Origin of the sequence: Aequorivita sp. H23M31, from assembly GCF_004022485.1 — a bacterium.
Classification (GTDB): Bacteria; Bacteroidota; Bacteroidia; order Flavobacteriales; family Flavobacteriaceae; genus Aequorivita; species Aequorivita ciconiae.
On the sequence record NZ_CP034951.1, the window covers coordinates 844,057 to 860,391 of the forward strand.

Genomic DNA, 16,335 nt, shown 5'->3' on the forward strand with positions numbered 1-16,335 from the left:
ATGAAGTTGAAACTGGAATTCACAGGATACTGCCACTGACAACGGCTACTTTTTTCTATTTGCTAAGATTTATTTCTGGAATAAAAAAGACTTAAAAAGATTAAAGTTTAAGCGTTACAATTCCGCAACCCATGCTAAAAATTTGTCCTGAGATAGAGGCGGCTTTATCTGAAATTAAAAATGCAGCCATTTCTGCCACTTCTTGGGGATCTAAATATTTTTTTAAAGGATGTCTTTCAATCATTTTCTCTTTCATTTGGTCATTTCTCAATAGGTTCGCTGCCAAACCTGTATCTGTAACCGTTGGAGCTATGGCATTCACTCTTATTGTAGGAGCTAACTCTGCTCCTAGGGATTTTACAAGACCTTCCACTCCCCCTTTCGCGGTTGCAATACTTGCGTGGAAAGGCATCCCCAATTTTACGGCAACGGTGCTGAAAAGTAATATTGAAGAATTTGAACCTTTCTTTAATAATGGAAGATATTTATGAATAACCTTAACAGCACCCAAAACATTAATATTGAAATCATTCTGAAAGACGTCAATACTTAATCGCGAAATAGGTTTTAAATTGATGCTGCCAGGACAATAGATCAAGGTGTCTGCCTCCGAAATTTCAGGCAGATCATCTTCCAAAACATCACATTGGTATTGGGTTAGATTGTCATTTTCAATGTCCGCAGGGGTTCGGCTTATATTGATGATTTCGCAGTCAATAACCAAGGTTTTAATTATCGCACGGCCAATCCCTCTACTTCCACCTATGATTATAACTTTTTTCATTCCTCTACTTTTTTTGGGTTTTGGATTTAGTGAAAAACTGAAACTTCGATATCGATTGCTACATTAAATAAATACACAAAGAGCCGTAAACTATTCAGTTAGTGCCGACTTAATTTCCTTCTTATCCGAATATTTCTTCTTAAGTAAAGTGAAAAAATAAACATTCAGCATAAACTGGCTATAGCCATAAACAGCATCTTCTATTGGCACGGTGAGCATACGAACATTTAAAAAATGCTGTGAATTGTAATTAACTATAGGAGTTTCAATGCCAGAGCCGGTCAGAACTCCGTTCACAAGAAAAAATGGAATCATCAGGATTATAAAAACAAATGAGGCCTGGCCCAACCAATCCCTTTTTGCGATAAAATGCAAATACAAAATTGCACCTAAAGTAACCAATGCGGTAACAAAAGTGTATATTTTATCGTGGTATAGCAGAGCTGCAACCACACAAACAATGGTTGTTATAAAAACAATTACATTATTGAAAACATTTGCCCAGCTAAGATCGAAAAACCTATCTAAACAGTAATATGTAAATATGCAGGCAAAAGGGATACAGTAAAAGAACATCCATTCTTCAATAGGCAAACCTGCGATAATAAGACCTGTAGTATAATCCGTATTAAACCACCAAACTCCCATATCCGTGAACCAAACATCCCAGGCAATAAACGGAATGGCCACAATGGTACTGGATATAAGAAAGATTCCAAAGTATTTATAAAATTGGACCCTCTTATCAAATGAAGCAATAAAACAAATAATTACTGCGAAGAAATTAACAAGTAAATAGGTACTCGATTGAAGCATTATTTGTTTTTATTAAAATACATTTTAAAATATTTTATAGGAACCCATAGAAATCCGAAACATTCTCCCTCTTCCTTCCCAAGATGTTTATGGTGCTGTTTATGGGCCCTTCGGATAGCGAGCAAATAGGGATTTTCAGTTTTTTTAATAACCTTGGCGCGTTGGTGTATAAAAATGTCGTGTACCATAAAATAGGCCATGCCATACAGTGTAATGCCCAAACCTATATAGAATAGGTAATTGACTCCTTGCTGTACACCTAAGTAAAACAAAAGAATGGCTGGAATGGCAAAAATTACAAAGAACAAATCGTTTCTTTCCAAGGGTCCATCAGTGCTATGATCGTGGTGATCGCGATGTAGCACCCATAAAAAGCCGTGCATCACATATTTATGGATAACCCAAGTGGCCCCTTCCATTGCTATAAAAACTACTATGACTATCAGAAAGTTCATTTCTCGTTCTTTAAATCGTTAAACCGTTCTTCCAAAACTTTATAACGGTAATCGAAAATACTATTTAGCTTCTTTTTTACAAATATCTTGTGCGCTATTCTGCCCAAAAATCCAAGAGGTAATTCATAATCTACTGTATCCATCATTAAAACTCCCCCCTCATTTGGACGAAATACGTGCTGATGGTTCCAATATTTGTAAGGACCTTTTTTCTGAAAATCGGTAAAGCTCTTTTTATAACTCACTTCCGTGATGATTGTTTTCCATTTCATAGGAATATTTAAAACAGGAGAAACCGTGTAAGCAATCTCCATTCCTTCGTAGATTTCATCTTCCTTTATTTCGGATTTTACAACAAAATTCATCTCCTTGGGTGTGATTTTAGAGAGATTAAATGGAGAGGAAAAAAAATTCCACGCCGTGTCTAAATCACAATTCAATTGTTGTGCAGTATGAAGCTGATATCTCATTATAATCCTTAAATTTTATTGATCAGTCGTAATAATGAAAGCGATTCTATTTCGTCTTTATAATGTTCAATAACTGCCTCATCTGTTTCTATTTCTTTATAATAACCTAAAAACCTAGGCGCGTTTTTTTGAACTGATAAGCGTATAAATCTAATTTCCAAGTTATTCGGAGCCATAGTTACTGCTCTATCGAGATTTGTGGTTCCTTTTTTAAAAGTATCCCATTTGGCTATGGGATTTATCGTGTGGTTTGCCCATAACGTTTGCAAGCCACTTAGATAAGCTAAGTAAACCGGTTCATCCTTCTCCGCCGTCAAAGCGTCCATCATTCCGCGGCAAAGCTCTTTATCCTTAACCGCATTTTCATAATTTGAACGTATAAATTCTAAATCCATGTTCTGAGATTTAACTGCGAAAGAGCCAATGAAAAAAAGAAAGATAAGTATAAACGGGTGTTTCATAAAAAGGCGGTTTTATAACGCACATAACTCTTTAGCATCACAACAAATTTTAAACTATTCGGAATTCGAATGCGCTGATTTAAAATATTTTGGGCGTTTTTTCTTTGTATTTTATGAAACAATGATAGGTAATATCTATAAGCCATATACACTCCGAATTTGGAAGAAATGGGCAATAATTTAATCCCGATCAGCGCCTCCCTAAATTCTTGTTCTATTCCTTTTTCAATTTCAGCTTTTACTTCATTTGAAAATACACTCATTTCTATTTCGGGAAAATAGGTTCTGCCCAGATATTGATAATCATCTTTAAGGTCTCTTAGAAAATTAAGTTTTTGAAAAGCGGACCCCAATTTTCTGGCATAAGGTTTAAGATCTTCATATTGTTGCTTATTACCTTCCGTAAACACTTGCAAACACATAAGCCCGACCACTTCCGCAGAGCCGTAAATATATTCATCGTACAATTCAGAATTGTAATCTACCGGTTTTAAATCCATTTGCATGCTGTTTAAAAACTGATAAATTAATTCCCTGTCAATCTGATAAGCCTTTACCGTATCCTGAAAGGATTGTAAGATGGGATTCAGCGAAATACCTTCGTCCAAAGCTAAATCGGTTTCAGTTCTGAACCTTTCCAGTAAAACATCTTTATTGTAATCGTGGAAGCTATCCACAATTTCATCTGCCAATCGCACATAGCCATAAATAGCATAAATGGCAGGACGGATGGAAGGCTTTAATGCTAGAATTCCCAAAGAAAAACTGGTGCTATACTTTTTTGTGGTGCTCTTGCTTACATCGTAGGACAGTTCGTCAAACAGCTTTTTCATAGGTTTGTTTCATTAGGTTATTTACTTCTTTAGCTACTATTTTTCCTGAGATAATGGATGGCGGAACTCCAGGTCCGGGAACAGTTAACTGACCGGTATAAAATAAGTTTGTTATTTTTTTATTTCTGATTTTAGGTTTTAATACAGCCGTTTGGGACAATGTATTTGCGAGTCCATAAGCATTTCCTTGATACGCATTATAATCGTGGATAAAATCACTTACACAGTAGCTTTTTTTATATTCAATGTTTGAGCAGATATCATTCATTCCAGTATGTGTTTCAATACGCGTCAACATTTCCTTTAAATAAATTTCTCTTGTTGCTTCGTCATCGCTTATTCCAGTTGCCAATGGCATCAACAAAAATAAATTCTCACAATTTTTGGGCGCAACAGTTGAATCCGTTTTGGAAGGTGCACAGACATAAAACAACGGCTTTTCAGGCCACTTCTTATCCCCATAAATACTGTCTATATGCGCATCCAGATCATTTTCGAAAAATAAAGTATGGTGTTTTAAATTAGGGATTTTCATATTGATACCTAAATAATAAATCAAGCAGGAAGGTGCAAAAGTCCGCTCTTTCCAATAAGTTTCGGTATAATTTCTTTTGTCTTCAGACAGTAAGGTTTCGGTATGGTGATAATCTGAGGAAGCAATTACGGCATCAAAAATTTGCGTCTCTCCATTTATTATCAAGGAGGTCACTTTTCCATCTTTTGTGTTTATTTTCTCTAGAGTATGGTTAAAATGAAAAGTGGCGCCCTGTTTTTCCGCAACGTCTTTCATTCCCTGAACCAATTGATGAAAACCACCCATTGGATACCAGGTGCCCAAAGCATAACCACCGAAGTTCATTAGGCTATAAAGGGCTGGAATATTTTTTGGGGAAGCTCCGAGAAATATTACTGGAAATTCCATAAGCGTCCGCAACTTTGGATTTTTAAAATATTTACTGACATAACTTCTAAAATTGCTGAGCAAATCTAATTTTATAGCGCTACCAGCAATCTTGGGGGATACAAACTCCCACCAGTTATGGCAGGGTTTACTCACAAAATCCTGCATTCCCACTTCGTATTTAAACCGGGCAGAATCCATAAACTTATCCAACTGCTTTCCAGCGCCAGGTTCTAAAGACTCAAATAATTTTTTCAGATCTCCATAAGATTCAGGAATAGAAATATTTTCTTCCTTAAATATCATTTCGAACTGTGGATTTAAGGAAACCAATTCAAAATAATCTGAAGTTTTGGCATCGAAATCAGCAAAAAAGCTTTCCATAATATCGGGCATCCAATACCAACTGGGTCCCATATCGAAAACATAGCCATTATCGGTAGAAAACTGTCTTGCTCTGCCACCGGGTTGGTCATGCTTTTCGAAAACATGCACTTCATTCCCCGCTTTTGCCGCATAGGCTGCTGCAGAAATACCAGAAAATCCAGATCCTATTATTGCTATTTTCTTTTTCATTTTTATTTGTTCTCCATTTCTTGTATAACCTCATCCAATAATTCGGAAGAGTCAAGATTTTTTAGATAGATTGGGTTATGGAAGTCGTTCAACTTATTCAATAATCGAATGAGCTCCATTTTTTCGTCGTGATTTAAATCCCCGACTACAATTTCGGAAGCTTTTCTCACTTTGTCCATTAAATTTTCCAACGCCTTCAGTCCCTTTTTAGTAATTGCTACTAGCTTACTGCGTTTATCCTGCTTGGAATCGGTTTGGACCACCCAGCCTTGTTTTATCAAACGATTTATAATTTGGATACCCACGGACTTTTCGTGAACATTCTTCTTTATCAACTCCATCTTGGTCATGGCCCCAAATGCTTTTAAATTGATAAGATAAATAAAATCCTCTTGCGTAGAAAAATCGGAATCATAAATTGCTGCTTTTGAATAACTTCTTGCATATCGGTTCATATGCACTATAAGCGTATTAATAACGCTTTCTGGGCTGCGCCCATATTCTTTCGCTTCCCAAGCGGGTTCTATCTTAGCTTTTGTTGAATTTACAGACACGGCAATCCATTCTTTAAATCCCTCTACATCATTGCTATATTGAAATCCATTTTGAATTTGGCGCTCAAATTCCTGAACCAATTTGAGGACTTCATTAATCAAATCATATTTCATAACGGATTGTTTTATAAAGATTGGTTAATTAGTGTACAAATATACTATTATTTGAATTCAATAGTATAAAAATATACTAAATTTTTCAATTAATTTCTTGAACGAAAACGAAATCGAAAACGAAATCGAAAACGAAATCGAAAACGAAATCGAAAACGAAATCGAAAATTAAGTTGAAGCTGAAGATGAAGATGAATTCAATCTTGATTGCCCTTTGAGTTATGAGTTATGAGTTATGATTTATGAGTTATGAGTGGAAATCGAAGATGTAAATGAAAATGAATATAAAATTCACTGAATACTGCTACTGCAAACTACTACTTTTTAAGAGCCTTTATCACTGAACATTGAGCACTACCAACTACATCGGACACTCAAAACACGCCCTTAAATCTCCAGAAATCTTTGCATCTTCTGACCCTTTTAACGGCTCGGCCAAAATTCCTTGCTTATCTATTTCTTCCTTAAAGGCTATCGCATAGTCAACTAATTGATTGCGGCGGGCAATTAGTTTGTCCCTGATCTCATTTCCGTGCAATTGGTAGATGATTATGGGCCAAGTATTCAAGGCATTCTGAATAGCATCATCGGTTAAGGTTTCCTGGATAAATCTTGCTTGCTCTTTAAAGACTTCTGTTGGAGTATTGAGTAAAAAATAACGGTCAAATGGATAGACCAAACCGGGGATATATTCTATTTCCTCCTCAAAAGACCTAAGACGGGGCTGGATATTTTTGGAAGAAACCACTTTCGGGATTAAACCATCCAGCGTAAAAAAAGCATTGTCCCTATCTCCCGCCAATGGTATGGCTTTATAAGCATCACCTTCGTTTTGAACCACCCAGCCCCATTGTTTGGCATGCCTGTCCCAGTCGCCAATTACCAAATCGAATAGACGGTTGCGAACCAAAATTTCCTTATCGATATGGAGTTTATCGCCCAATTCGGTCTTCATTTCCTGCAAATTTTCAGTGTCCAGAATTTCGGTGACATTTTTGTAATGGGTCCAATTTACCGGACTTTCGGTCTCATACTCCAACCAGTAAAGTTTGTTGCCATATTTCGCACTATATTTCCCAAGCCTATCTTGTTTGGGGCCAAAAACCAAGATAGGATGGGTATGTAAAATGGAAACTTTTTCAGCCATTTTTGCGACTACCATTGCTCCGTAAGGATGCTGGGCTGAGATGCCGTCGGTAATAATATTTTCGACACCAAAGGTTTTGGCAAATTCGGGTACCAGCGGTTGAGGATTTTTACCCACACTGCGCAAGGTATAATAAACCCTATCAGGATTTTCTAATCGCAGTGATTAGGTCTGATGGCCGCCACCTTCTTTAATGATGGCTAGTCCACCCTTTAGAGTATCAAGGTAAACAACGGGAACCTTAACCGGAACACTCCATTCTGCCCGATATTGCTCCCCTTGGATCATTTTTTTGAGAATATTCGCCTCGTACATTGTCGTTACGGCGATACTTACAGAATCCAATTTCTTAAAATCAGTGCTTTCAATATTATCAGCATTTACCAGAATCTGCGACTCAGCCTTCGCGGGAGAACTCCAAATAGAAATATAAATAATTAGAATTACGAATACTATAGCACTGAGGATTATGAGAATAATTTTCTTCATATAGGGCAATATGATAAGGTTTACAATTTAATAATATTCTTTAAAATGAAATTGAAAAACCATATTCACCTTTTTATCATCGAACTCCATTATAAAATTATTTTAATCCAAATAATAAAAAAACCGCCCCATTGATTTAATGGAACGGTTTTCTTGAATTTCAGGTATCAAACCATTATTCACAGTATTCCTATTCTTCCTCATCCCAATTTTCACCTCTTCTTGTGGGATCTTGGTTTCTCTGGTTTTCACCAGGGTTTTGCCTGTCATAGTTTTGCGGACCGTCACCTCGGTTATATTGCTGATTTTGTGAATCACTCTCCTGATGGCCTGGATTGGCATCCCAATTTTTTTGATCACTGCTTTGTGACTTCGGATTGTGGGAGGTCTGGGAAGTGGGTCCATTGGATTGGGAACTTGCTTGTCCCGAATTGCTGTGATCTTGATTATGATCTTGTCTTTGACTCTGTCCTTGATCCTGTCTTTGACCTTGTCTTTCCTGTTCTTGCGAATTTCTTTCGTTAGTACTCATAACATTTAGTTTTATGGTTAATAATTTTTCTTTCCATAAATTTATATCATTGTAGAACACATTTTAAAAATCTAACATTCCTTTAATAGCTAATTTTAGATTTTATAACATAAAAAAACGTTTTGCGTTAGGGTCAAGTTGTTTCGAGTTAATCCGTTTTGTTTGCGACGATTAATTGTTTCATATATTTTGATTTGTAATTAAAAAATTTTCAAGAAAGGCTTTATTTTTAGGTGAGTACGCTATTGCGATTCCTTCTACCAGCCATCAGGATTGGTGTTTAGATTTGCAGGTGGTGGCGGTGGCGGGACGGGAAATTTTCTACTTAGCCATATTTTTAAATCACTACGGTTTGTAACATTCTCCAATGCCTCGGTTAGTCGGCTTAGGATTTGGGGCAATTTTGCAACTCCATCTTCGTCGTACGAAATATAGATTAGTAATTTGTCAGGACTGTCACTAAATTTTGGATATTTTCCATTGTTTTCTATATCTCTCCGTAATACATTCTCTAAACTATCTAATGCATAAAAATTTTCGTACGATTTATTTATAGTGTCATTATGAATTTCGATAATATTTTTTTCTCTTATTAAAATACAAGACAATCCTTTCAAACAGGGATTTCTCAAATAAACTCTTTTTATAACAGAATCATTTTCAATAGTTATTTTGGGAACGCTATCATTGCAAACAATTTGTTCTGTTCTTTCGAGTAATTCTTTCCAGTTATTAAATTCGCTCAGTTTTAGTTCAACCGCAATACTGTCGCTTTCATCTTCATAAAGTCCAAAGTTCTTTTCGATTTTCTTTATATGTTTCTGATCAATATTTTTACAACTAAAAATTGAAAGGATAAATATTATCGAAGCTAATATTTTAATAAAAGGTCCTATTGATTTAGTATTCATCATACCGTTAATATGTCGGTTAGACAAGGGATATACCAGGCTAGCTATCCTTTTTTTTAATTTGTTAGTGGTATATCAAATAGCACACCATCTTACTTCATTGGTAACGAACCTCGTAGTAGTTTGCGCTTTTGTATATTTCAAATTGGTAGTGTCCGATTAAGATGTAAGACCGCGCTGCAATAAGACTCAGGACTTAAGACGTGATTCCTAAATAATTAATGAGGGTTTAAAAGTTTAAGAGTTTACATTATTTCTGGGGATAAAATGATTCTAAATGGGGCTGAAACCTTAACCACAATGAACACTATGAAGACACAGAGTTCTCAGAGGTTTTACTCTGTGGACTTTGCGCCTAACCCTATCCTAAATAAATTTTAAAAAACCTCGAGATTTAAAATTGATTGAAGCTATTCTCTTTTGCATTGTACAAACCCCTTCGAATGCGCTCAGAGCGGGCACCGACAGACCCTCCCCTATCCTGACTCAATAAAGCTTGAGAATAGCAAAAACCTCGAATAATGTCATTTCGGACACCTAAATTGAGGATTTAAAAAAATAGAACGAGGTGACTTTTATATTTTTTAGGAAATTGACAATTAAAAAAGAAAACAATGGGTAAAAAATGTAATCAAATACTAAAGGCTGCCTTTTAACTTAAACTACCATTTAATAATCCTACGCTAACCCCAAGAAGGAAGGAGGATAACATCTCCCCTATCCCTGTACAATACAGATCCCTAAACTTAAGCCATAGGAGAATAACGTTAATTCCCTCTATTTCTAATGCTATGAATAAACTCAGAAGGGGTTTGGCCGACAACTTGTTTAAAATTAGAAGTAAATTTACTATGGGAGGAAAAACCGGTTTCCTCTGCCAGATAGCTTATTTTATAGTTTTTATATTCTGGATCAGATTTTAACTTATTAAGAATATAGCCAACCCGGAGCTCATTTATATAGTTATTATAATCAGTATTCTTATTTCGCTTAAGAATCTGTCTTAAATATTTTTCATTGGTATTCAATAACGAAACCAAACTCGAATATGAAATGTCTTTTCTTAAATATTCATCCGATTTTTCAAATTCTTCCAGTTTTTGAACAAGTTCCTTTTCGGTTTCATCTGATAGAAAAACTTCAGTTGAATTATTCTTGCCTGCATTATTTCCTACTTCGAGTTTTACTGTTTCTTTTACTATTTTAAGGCGTCTTCTCCTGTGGTTAAAATAAAAAACCAGAGCAATTACGGTCAGTATTATTGATCCCCAAACCAAATACTTTTTACTCAAAATAAGCGAATATTTAGCAGGCCGTTCTTCATCTTTAATAAATTCGTGGATGGGAATGCTCAAACTATTGTTCATGATAACCCTCAAACTATCATTTAGTCGAATATGATCGGCAAAATAGCTGTTTGCCTTTTCTGCATATCCCATCTTTTTATAAATAAAACCAAGTTGTTTCAATGTTTCAGCCCTTAATTGCACTCTCTTCAATTTCTCTGCAATAACCAAGACTTCGTGATATTTCTCCAAAGACGCATCAAAATCCTGCATCATATAGTAATGGTATGCATAACCTTCCGTGATATAGGCAAGATTTAATTCTCGGGTCTGCTGTTCGGAAAGTAAATACCTAATTTCCAGCTCCTTATTATTTATAAGTGCTGTCCCTTCACTTAAATAAAAACTTGATTTTTTAAAATCCATATCCGTATCCAAAGCCAATTCCGAAAGCTTTTGATAGGTTTCCGGCAGGGGGTAACCCTTTAACGATTGGAGTAGATTCTCCGTTGCTTTACCCATTTCATTTAAATGTATATATGCCAAGGAAATATTGTTCCTGAAGACCGCTTCCAGATATAAATTTTCATGCTGGGCTTCTATAAGAGTAATGGCCTTTTCCCAAAACTGCACGGCTTTCATATACAAACCTAAATTTAAATAATTACGAGCCAGCCCTCCCAGAATCCGGGCTTCAACCTCTGGAGTGTTACCTTGGTAGCGTTGGGATATAATGTTCAGATAAGTAATACTTTTATCATACTCTCCCAAATCTATAAGAATTTGTGCTTCTTTGATATGATCGTACGCACTTTGATCGGTGGCAACAATCATTGTTGGGAATAGCCTATCTTGAAGGATAGAAATTTCGGCATGTAATGGTTTAACATGAAGACAAAATATTAATAGAGGAGTTATAAAATTTTTAATGATCGAAATTTTTTTGGGATTCTCAGAATTAAATATACGAATTCAGAAATAAATCATTGGAGGTAACCAAGAGAAAAGAATGTATGGGAATGTTGATGTAAATTATTTTTGGGTCTTAAACGAGGGGAATGTTCTTAGGTTAACAAAAAGATCTATTTTCCCCTAACTGCCTACTTTGTGGATGCAGAGAAAGAGAGCCCTTTCCACATTATTTAAATAAGAAACAAACCGAATACCATTAGCAATCTATATGTAGCGACCCACTATTGGAAATGGTAGAATATTTCGGTAAAGTCTTTGTATTTGTCTTTGGCAGATAATGATATGTTGAAATGGATACGATCCTGCAATATCAAGCAATTTCCTTTTAGTGTTTTATAGACCAAACCATTGAAGTCCGGAATCGTTTTGCGGATACTTCAAAATCTTCTTTTTTCAATAGTAAGATCTCGGTCTCTTCGAGGACATCAATATTAGAATTTCAGAAATTCCTGTGCCTCCCTCCCATTAAAAAAATTAACCATACGATAACCCAACACCGGCATAAATGTTAAAAAATTCAATACTCCATAGGGGCTGTTGGGATTTATCAATAAATTCGTAGTAAAATACTCTGCCGCCTAAGCCAAACCTGCTTTCCGGCAGGCGGCCATTCGCGGATAAAGGTTATAAGTTCCTTGATCATGAATAGTATGTTTAAGGTTGCTAGTTTTAATTTCGAGTCTCCAACTTACAGGCTATAACATCTAACTTCCAACCTCTAACTTCTAACTTCCAGATACAAAGGACCAACCATCTAAAAAATTGAGAATTATGGCTTTAGATAAATACAAAAAAAAGAGAGATCCGAAGATAACCCCAGAACCGTTCGGCGGGAAGAGTGAGAAGGATGTATTGCGTTTTGTAGTTCAAAAACACGCCGCTTCGCATTTACATTATGACTTCCGATTGGAAATGGAAGGGGTGCTAAAAAGCTGGGCAGTGCCGAAAGGGCCATCTACCGATCCGCAAGTAAAGCGCCTTGCCATGATGGTGGAGGACCATCCCTATGACTACCGCAACTTTGAAGGTATAATTCCGCAGGGAGAATACGGCGGGGGAACGGTGATAGTATGGGACGAAGGCACCTACGAGCCCGCGGATTTTGACGGGAAGACCAAGGAGGAAAAAGACAAGCATCTTCTTAAAGAGCTGGAAAGCGGGAAGCTGAAGTTTATACTTAAAGGCAAAAAGCTTAAAGGGGAATACGCCCTTGTAAAAGTCCACGGACGGGGAGAAAATGGTTGGCTCCTGATGAAACTGAAGGATAAATATGCTTTGGAAGAAGATATCACCAAAAAAGACAAATCCGTAATCTCCAAAAAAACCATCGACCAGGTTGCGGAAACGAGTACCAATATTCTAGGGCAATCCAAGAAAAAGGAATCTAAAGCTTCCACTAAAAAAGATAAAATCCCCAAAGAAGATTCAAAAAATAAAGATAATGAGGCAAAAGAGGACTCAACAAAGGAAATTGACACTATTCTAAAAAAAGCCAAGAAGGCCAAATTTCCAAAATCCATCAAGCCTATGCTGGCCACCTTGGTAGATGAACCTTTTGACGATCCTGATTGGAGTAATGAAGTTAAATGGGATGGATACCGCTCGGTGGCTTATATTCATAATGGGGATGTAAATCTATCTTCAAGAAATAATAAATCCTTTTCGGAAAAATATTACCCTATCACCGCTGCCCTGGAAAAATGGAACAAGGATGCGGTCCTAGATGGTGAAATAGTGGTTATAGGCAAAGATGGCAAGGCGGACTTTAGTGCCTTACAGAATTGGCGAAGCGAAGCCGATGGCAATTTGGTGTATTATGTTTTTGACCTGTTATGGTTCGATGGCAAAAACATTATGGATCTTCCCTTGAACGAGCGACAGGAAGTTTTAAAAGCTATTTTACCTACCGATGATGACCATATCCATAACAGCGAAGCCTTTATTACCAATGGTATAGAATTTTTTGAAACTGCTAAGGAAATGAAGCTGGAAGGCATTATGGCCAAAAGAAAAAACAGTAGGTATTCCCCAGGCAATCGGTCCAAGGATTGGTTAAAAGTAAAAGCGAATCTAAGGCAAGAAGTAGTAATAGGAGGATATACCAAAAATGAAGATTCGCCTAAACCTTTTAGCTCGCTCCTTTTGGGAGTTTACGAAAAGGCAAAACTGCAATATGTGGGTAAAGTAGGCACGGGATTTACGGTGAAAAAGCAAAAAGAGATGATGGAGATTTTTAAGCCTTTGGTTACTTCCAAAAGTCCGTTTACCACCGAACCCGATGTAAATCAGGCTTCCCGATTTAGACCGGACCCACCTAAGGCAAAAGCCACCTGGCTTACCCCCTCTTTGGTATGTGAGGTAAGTTTTGCCGAAATCACCAAAGACGGTATTTTCCGACATCCATCCTTTAAGGGATTGCGTACAGACAAAAAGGCCAAGGATGTTGTTCGGGAAACGGCATCGGATACTGAAGCTGTTGTAGCCGAGGAAAAGGACGACAAGCCAAAGAAGCAGAAAAAAATAATCAAAATTCCCAAAGCCAAAAAACGGCAGACCTTACTCAATCCCACCGAGGAGACCCAGGTCAAGAAAATAAACGGGCACGATTTAAAATTTACCAACCTCAGTAAGGTTTATTGGCCAGAAGAAGGATATACAAAGCGGGACATGTTCAACTATTATTATCAGATAGCCGAATATATTCTCCCTTATTTAAAAGACCGGCCTTTGTCCCTTTATCGTTTTCCGAATGGCATCCATGGAAAAAGTTTCTATCAAAAAGATGTAAAAGGAAAGGCGCCGGATTGGGCCATTACGTATCCATATACTACCAGTGATGGAGAGGACAAGGAATTTCTTGTAGGCGAAAAGGAGGATACCTTATTATGGGCTGCGTCCTTGGGCTGTATTGAAATGAATCCGTGGTTTAGCACCATTCACACTCCTGACAATCCCGATTATTGTGTAATCGATCTTGATCCCGCTGAAAAAACTTCCTTTGATCAAGTAATTGAAGCCGCGCAGGAAGTGAAAAAAGTACTGGATGAGATGAAAGTTCCCGGCTATGCGAAAACATCTGGTTCCACGGGAATTCATATTTATATTCCACTGGATGGAAACTATACGTATGATGAATCCCAAATGTTCGCAAAATTAATTGCCAGCATCGTGCAACAAAGACTGCCAAAATTCACCAGCATTGAACGATATACCAAGAACCGCGACGGAAAAATGTATATTGATTATCTCCAAAACCGCCCTGGGGCAACCATTGCTGCCCCATACTCATTACGGCCAAAAGTAGGTGCAACAGTCTCTATGCCACTGCATTGGGAAGAAATCAAAAAAGGACTCAAAATGAAAGATTTTGATATAAAAAATTCCGTGGCACGAGTAAGGGAAAAGGGAGATATATTCCGCCCCATCTTAAAAAAAGGAATCAATATGGAAGATGCACTGAAAAACGCATCAAAGATTTCATAGAGGATATTGAAAACAAGAATAATCTTTTGACCATGTAGGATTGTTTTAGATTTAAAATTTGAAATTTTAGAGTCGAGATTTTAAATTAAAATTTTAGAACTGAAATTTTAGAATTGAAATTTTAGGTGAGGTATTCTAGAGTATTATTATAGAACAAAAAATTAGCCATTTTCATGAAATGAGACTATCTTGTAGCAAACTTAAGGCTCAATGCAAACCATCCTGTCCCATTCCATTCCCTTAAAATTGGTTCTCCAAGATTTAGCCAAGGAATTTGGTGTTACCGTTAATAAGGAATGCAATGAATATAGCATTTCAATTCCTGCTAATTATGGAACAGGAAAGATAACGGGGATTGATTTTGAAGATGGTCTGGGTTTAATATTTTATGACTGTACTTTTCTAGAGGATCTTCAGATAAGATTTATTGTAGATAAAATTCACCCTTTAAAATTCATATTCTGCGAACAGGGAAAAATTTCACACCAGTTTGAGAATCAGACTTCTTGGCACAGTTTAGATGTCCTTGATAATATCATTGTGGCCAGTGACCATAAAAACGGACATATTTTAAGGTTCAAGAGTGGCGTAAGGACCGTGGTCAACAGTTTGGAAATAAACAGGGAAGAATTTCTCAGTCACAGAGAATGCTCTCTAGAGGGAATTGGAAAAAATATGGGAGACATTTTGAAAGATACCAATGCCTCCTACCCATTTTATCACACGAGTCTATATAGTGTAAAAATAGCAGATCTATTTATTGAAATAGACGAATTTGATGAAGATGCATTTCTAAGGTCTTTATTTCTTGAAAGTATGTCACTCAAGATCCTGATCAATCAAATATTACAGTACCAGGATGATTTAGAATTACCAGAAAATAAAACGGTATTGCGAACCTCCGAAATGAAACTTATAAAAGAAGCCGCCAATAAAATAGATGAAAATATTCTTGATTTTTCATCTGTCCATACTCTGTCACAAGAAGTAGGGATGAATATTAATAAGCTTCAGAATGGCTTTAAAGCAATTTTTAATACCACTGTAAACAATTATGTGCAGAACCAGAGACTGGATTTGGCCAACCAGCTCCTTCGAAATAGCGAATTGTCTATTTCAGAAATTGTTTATCGGGTAGGTCTTTCCAGCAAAAGTTATTTTTCCAAAATCTATAAAAATAAATATGGCTGCTCTCCATCTGATATTCGTAAGAGGCAAAATAGGAGTTCCTAGTTTAGTTTTTTTCGGGTTTCCAGTTTCTTAAATCTCAAAAAGCGGGAGTTTTCTGCCGCGAATACACGAATATTTTGTAACCTGATACGGCCAATTTTATTTTAGTTTCTATTCCCCAATATAAATTATTATTTCCGCCCACTACTCTCCAGACTTTAAACGCTAGACTCTAGGCTCTAGTTTCTAGGCTTCGTCCCTTGTCAATTGGCCTGTAATTCTTATTTCCATACGTTAAAAGATTCAAAACCGGAATTATAGATTTCTTGGAAAATTTTAGTTTTATAAGGGTTAAAAGATAGCCCACATCCAATTAAACTA

At 36.6% G+C, this 16,335-nt stretch carries 15 protein-coding genes; 2 read left to right on the top strand and 13 right to left on the bottom strand.

All coding sequences use genetic code 11. The annotated features are described in order from the left end of the window. Positions 1-100: 100 nt before the first annotated feature. The 13 genes from EI546_RS03755 to EI546_RS03810 all read right to left on the bottom strand — a co-directional run bounded on the left by EI546_RS03755 (position 101) and on the right by EI546_RS03810 (position 11,163). Positions 101-784 (bottom strand): SDR family NAD(P)-dependent oxidoreductase, encoded by a 684-nt coding sequence (locus EI546_RS03755; protein ID WP_128249289.1) that lies wholly within the window; start codon positions 782-784, stop codon positions 101-103. Between the two features lie 90 nt (positions 785-874). Then, the gene (locus EI546_RS03760) at positions 875-1,600 is read right to left on the bottom strand and encodes a lycopene cyclase domain-containing protein (protein WP_128249290.1); all 726 of its coding nucleotides are present in this window, start codon (positions 1,598-1,600) and stop codon (positions 875-877) included. Continuing rightward, positions 1,600-2,055, bottom strand: a complete 456-nt coding sequence (locus tag EI546_RS03765; protein WP_128249291.1) for a sterol desaturase family protein — start codon at positions 2,053-2,055, stop codon at positions 1,600-1,602. Before EI546_RS03765 ends, EI546_RS03760 begins: the two co-directional genes overlap by 1 nt. Beyond that, positions 2,052-2,525 carry an SRPBCC family protein gene (locus tag EI546_RS03770; protein ID WP_128249292.1) on the bottom strand — a complete coding sequence of 158 codons (474 nt, stop codon included), beginning with the start codon at positions 2,523-2,525 and terminating at the stop codon, positions 2,052-2,054. The genes EI546_RS03765 and EI546_RS03770 overlap by 4 nt, the downstream gene beginning before the upstream one ends. Before the next feature lie 8 nt (positions 2,526-2,533). Next, a complete protein-coding gene (locus EI546_RS03775; RefSeq protein ID WP_128249293.1) occupies positions 2,534-2,920 on the bottom strand; it encodes a hypothetical protein in 387 nt (128 codons plus the stop codon). Between the two features lie 62 nt (positions 2,921-2,982). Further along, entirely contained in the window at positions 2,983-3,819 is an 837-nt protein-coding gene (locus tag EI546_RS03780; RefSeq protein WP_128249294.1) for a phytoene/squalene synthase family protein, read from the bottom strand. Then, entirely contained in the window at positions 3,803-5,296 is a 1,494-nt protein-coding gene (locus EI546_RS03785; protein WP_128249295.1) for a phytoene desaturase family protein, read from the bottom strand. Before EI546_RS03785 ends, EI546_RS03780 begins: the two co-directional genes overlap by 17 nt. Positions 5,297-5,298: 2 nt before the next feature. After that, positions 5,299-5,964, bottom strand: a complete 666-nt coding sequence (locus EI546_RS03790; RefSeq protein WP_128249296.1) for a MarR family winged helix-turn-helix transcriptional regulator — start codon at positions 5,962-5,964, stop codon at positions 5,299-5,301. Between the two features lie 361 nt (positions 5,965-6,325). Next, complete coding sequence (locus EI546_RS03795; RefSeq protein WP_240673151.1) at positions 6,326-7,228, bottom strand: hypothetical protein; 903 nt, start codon at positions 7,226-7,228, stop codon at positions 6,326-6,328. 48 nt (positions 7,229-7,276) lie between these two features. Then, positions 7,277-7,600 carry a hypothetical protein gene (locus EI546_RS16435; RefSeq protein WP_240673152.1) on the bottom strand — a complete coding sequence of 108 codons (324 nt, stop codon included), beginning with the start codon at positions 7,598-7,600 and terminating at the stop codon, positions 7,277-7,279. Positions 7,601-7,790: 190 nt separating this feature from the next. After that, the gene (locus tag EI546_RS03800; RefSeq protein ID WP_128249297.1) at positions 7,791-8,132 is read right to left on the bottom strand and encodes a hypothetical protein; all 342 of its coding nucleotides are present in this window, start codon (positions 8,130-8,132) and stop codon (positions 7,791-7,793) included. Positions 8,133-8,389: 257 nt separating this feature from the next. After that, entirely contained in the window at positions 8,390-9,046 is a 657-nt protein-coding gene (locus EI546_RS03805) for a hypothetical protein (protein WP_128249298.1), read from the bottom strand. 764 nt (positions 9,047-9,810) lie between these two features. Further along, positions 9,811-11,163 carry an AraC family transcriptional regulator gene (locus EI546_RS03810; protein ID WP_128249299.1) on the bottom strand — a complete coding sequence of 451 codons (1,353 nt, stop codon included), beginning with the start codon at positions 11,161-11,163 and terminating at the stop codon, positions 9,811-9,813. 909 nt (positions 11,164-12,072) lie between these two features. Here EI546_RS03810 and ligD point away from each other — a divergent pair. Together ligD and EI546_RS03820 are read left to right on the top strand one after the other, a co-directional pair. Next, positions 12,073-14,784 carry a DNA ligase D gene (ligD, locus tag EI546_RS03815; RefSeq protein ID WP_128249300.1) on the top strand — a complete coding sequence of 904 codons (2,712 nt, stop codon included), beginning with the start codon at positions 12,073-12,075 and terminating at the stop codon, positions 14,782-14,784. 210 nt (positions 14,785-14,994) lie between these two features. Further along, positions 14,995-16,017: a helix-turn-helix domain-containing protein gene (locus tag EI546_RS03820; RefSeq protein WP_128249301.1), complete on the top strand. Its 1,023-nt coding sequence runs from the start codon at positions 14,995-14,997 to the stop codon at positions 16,015-16,017. Positions 16,018-16,335: the final 318 nt, after the last annotated feature.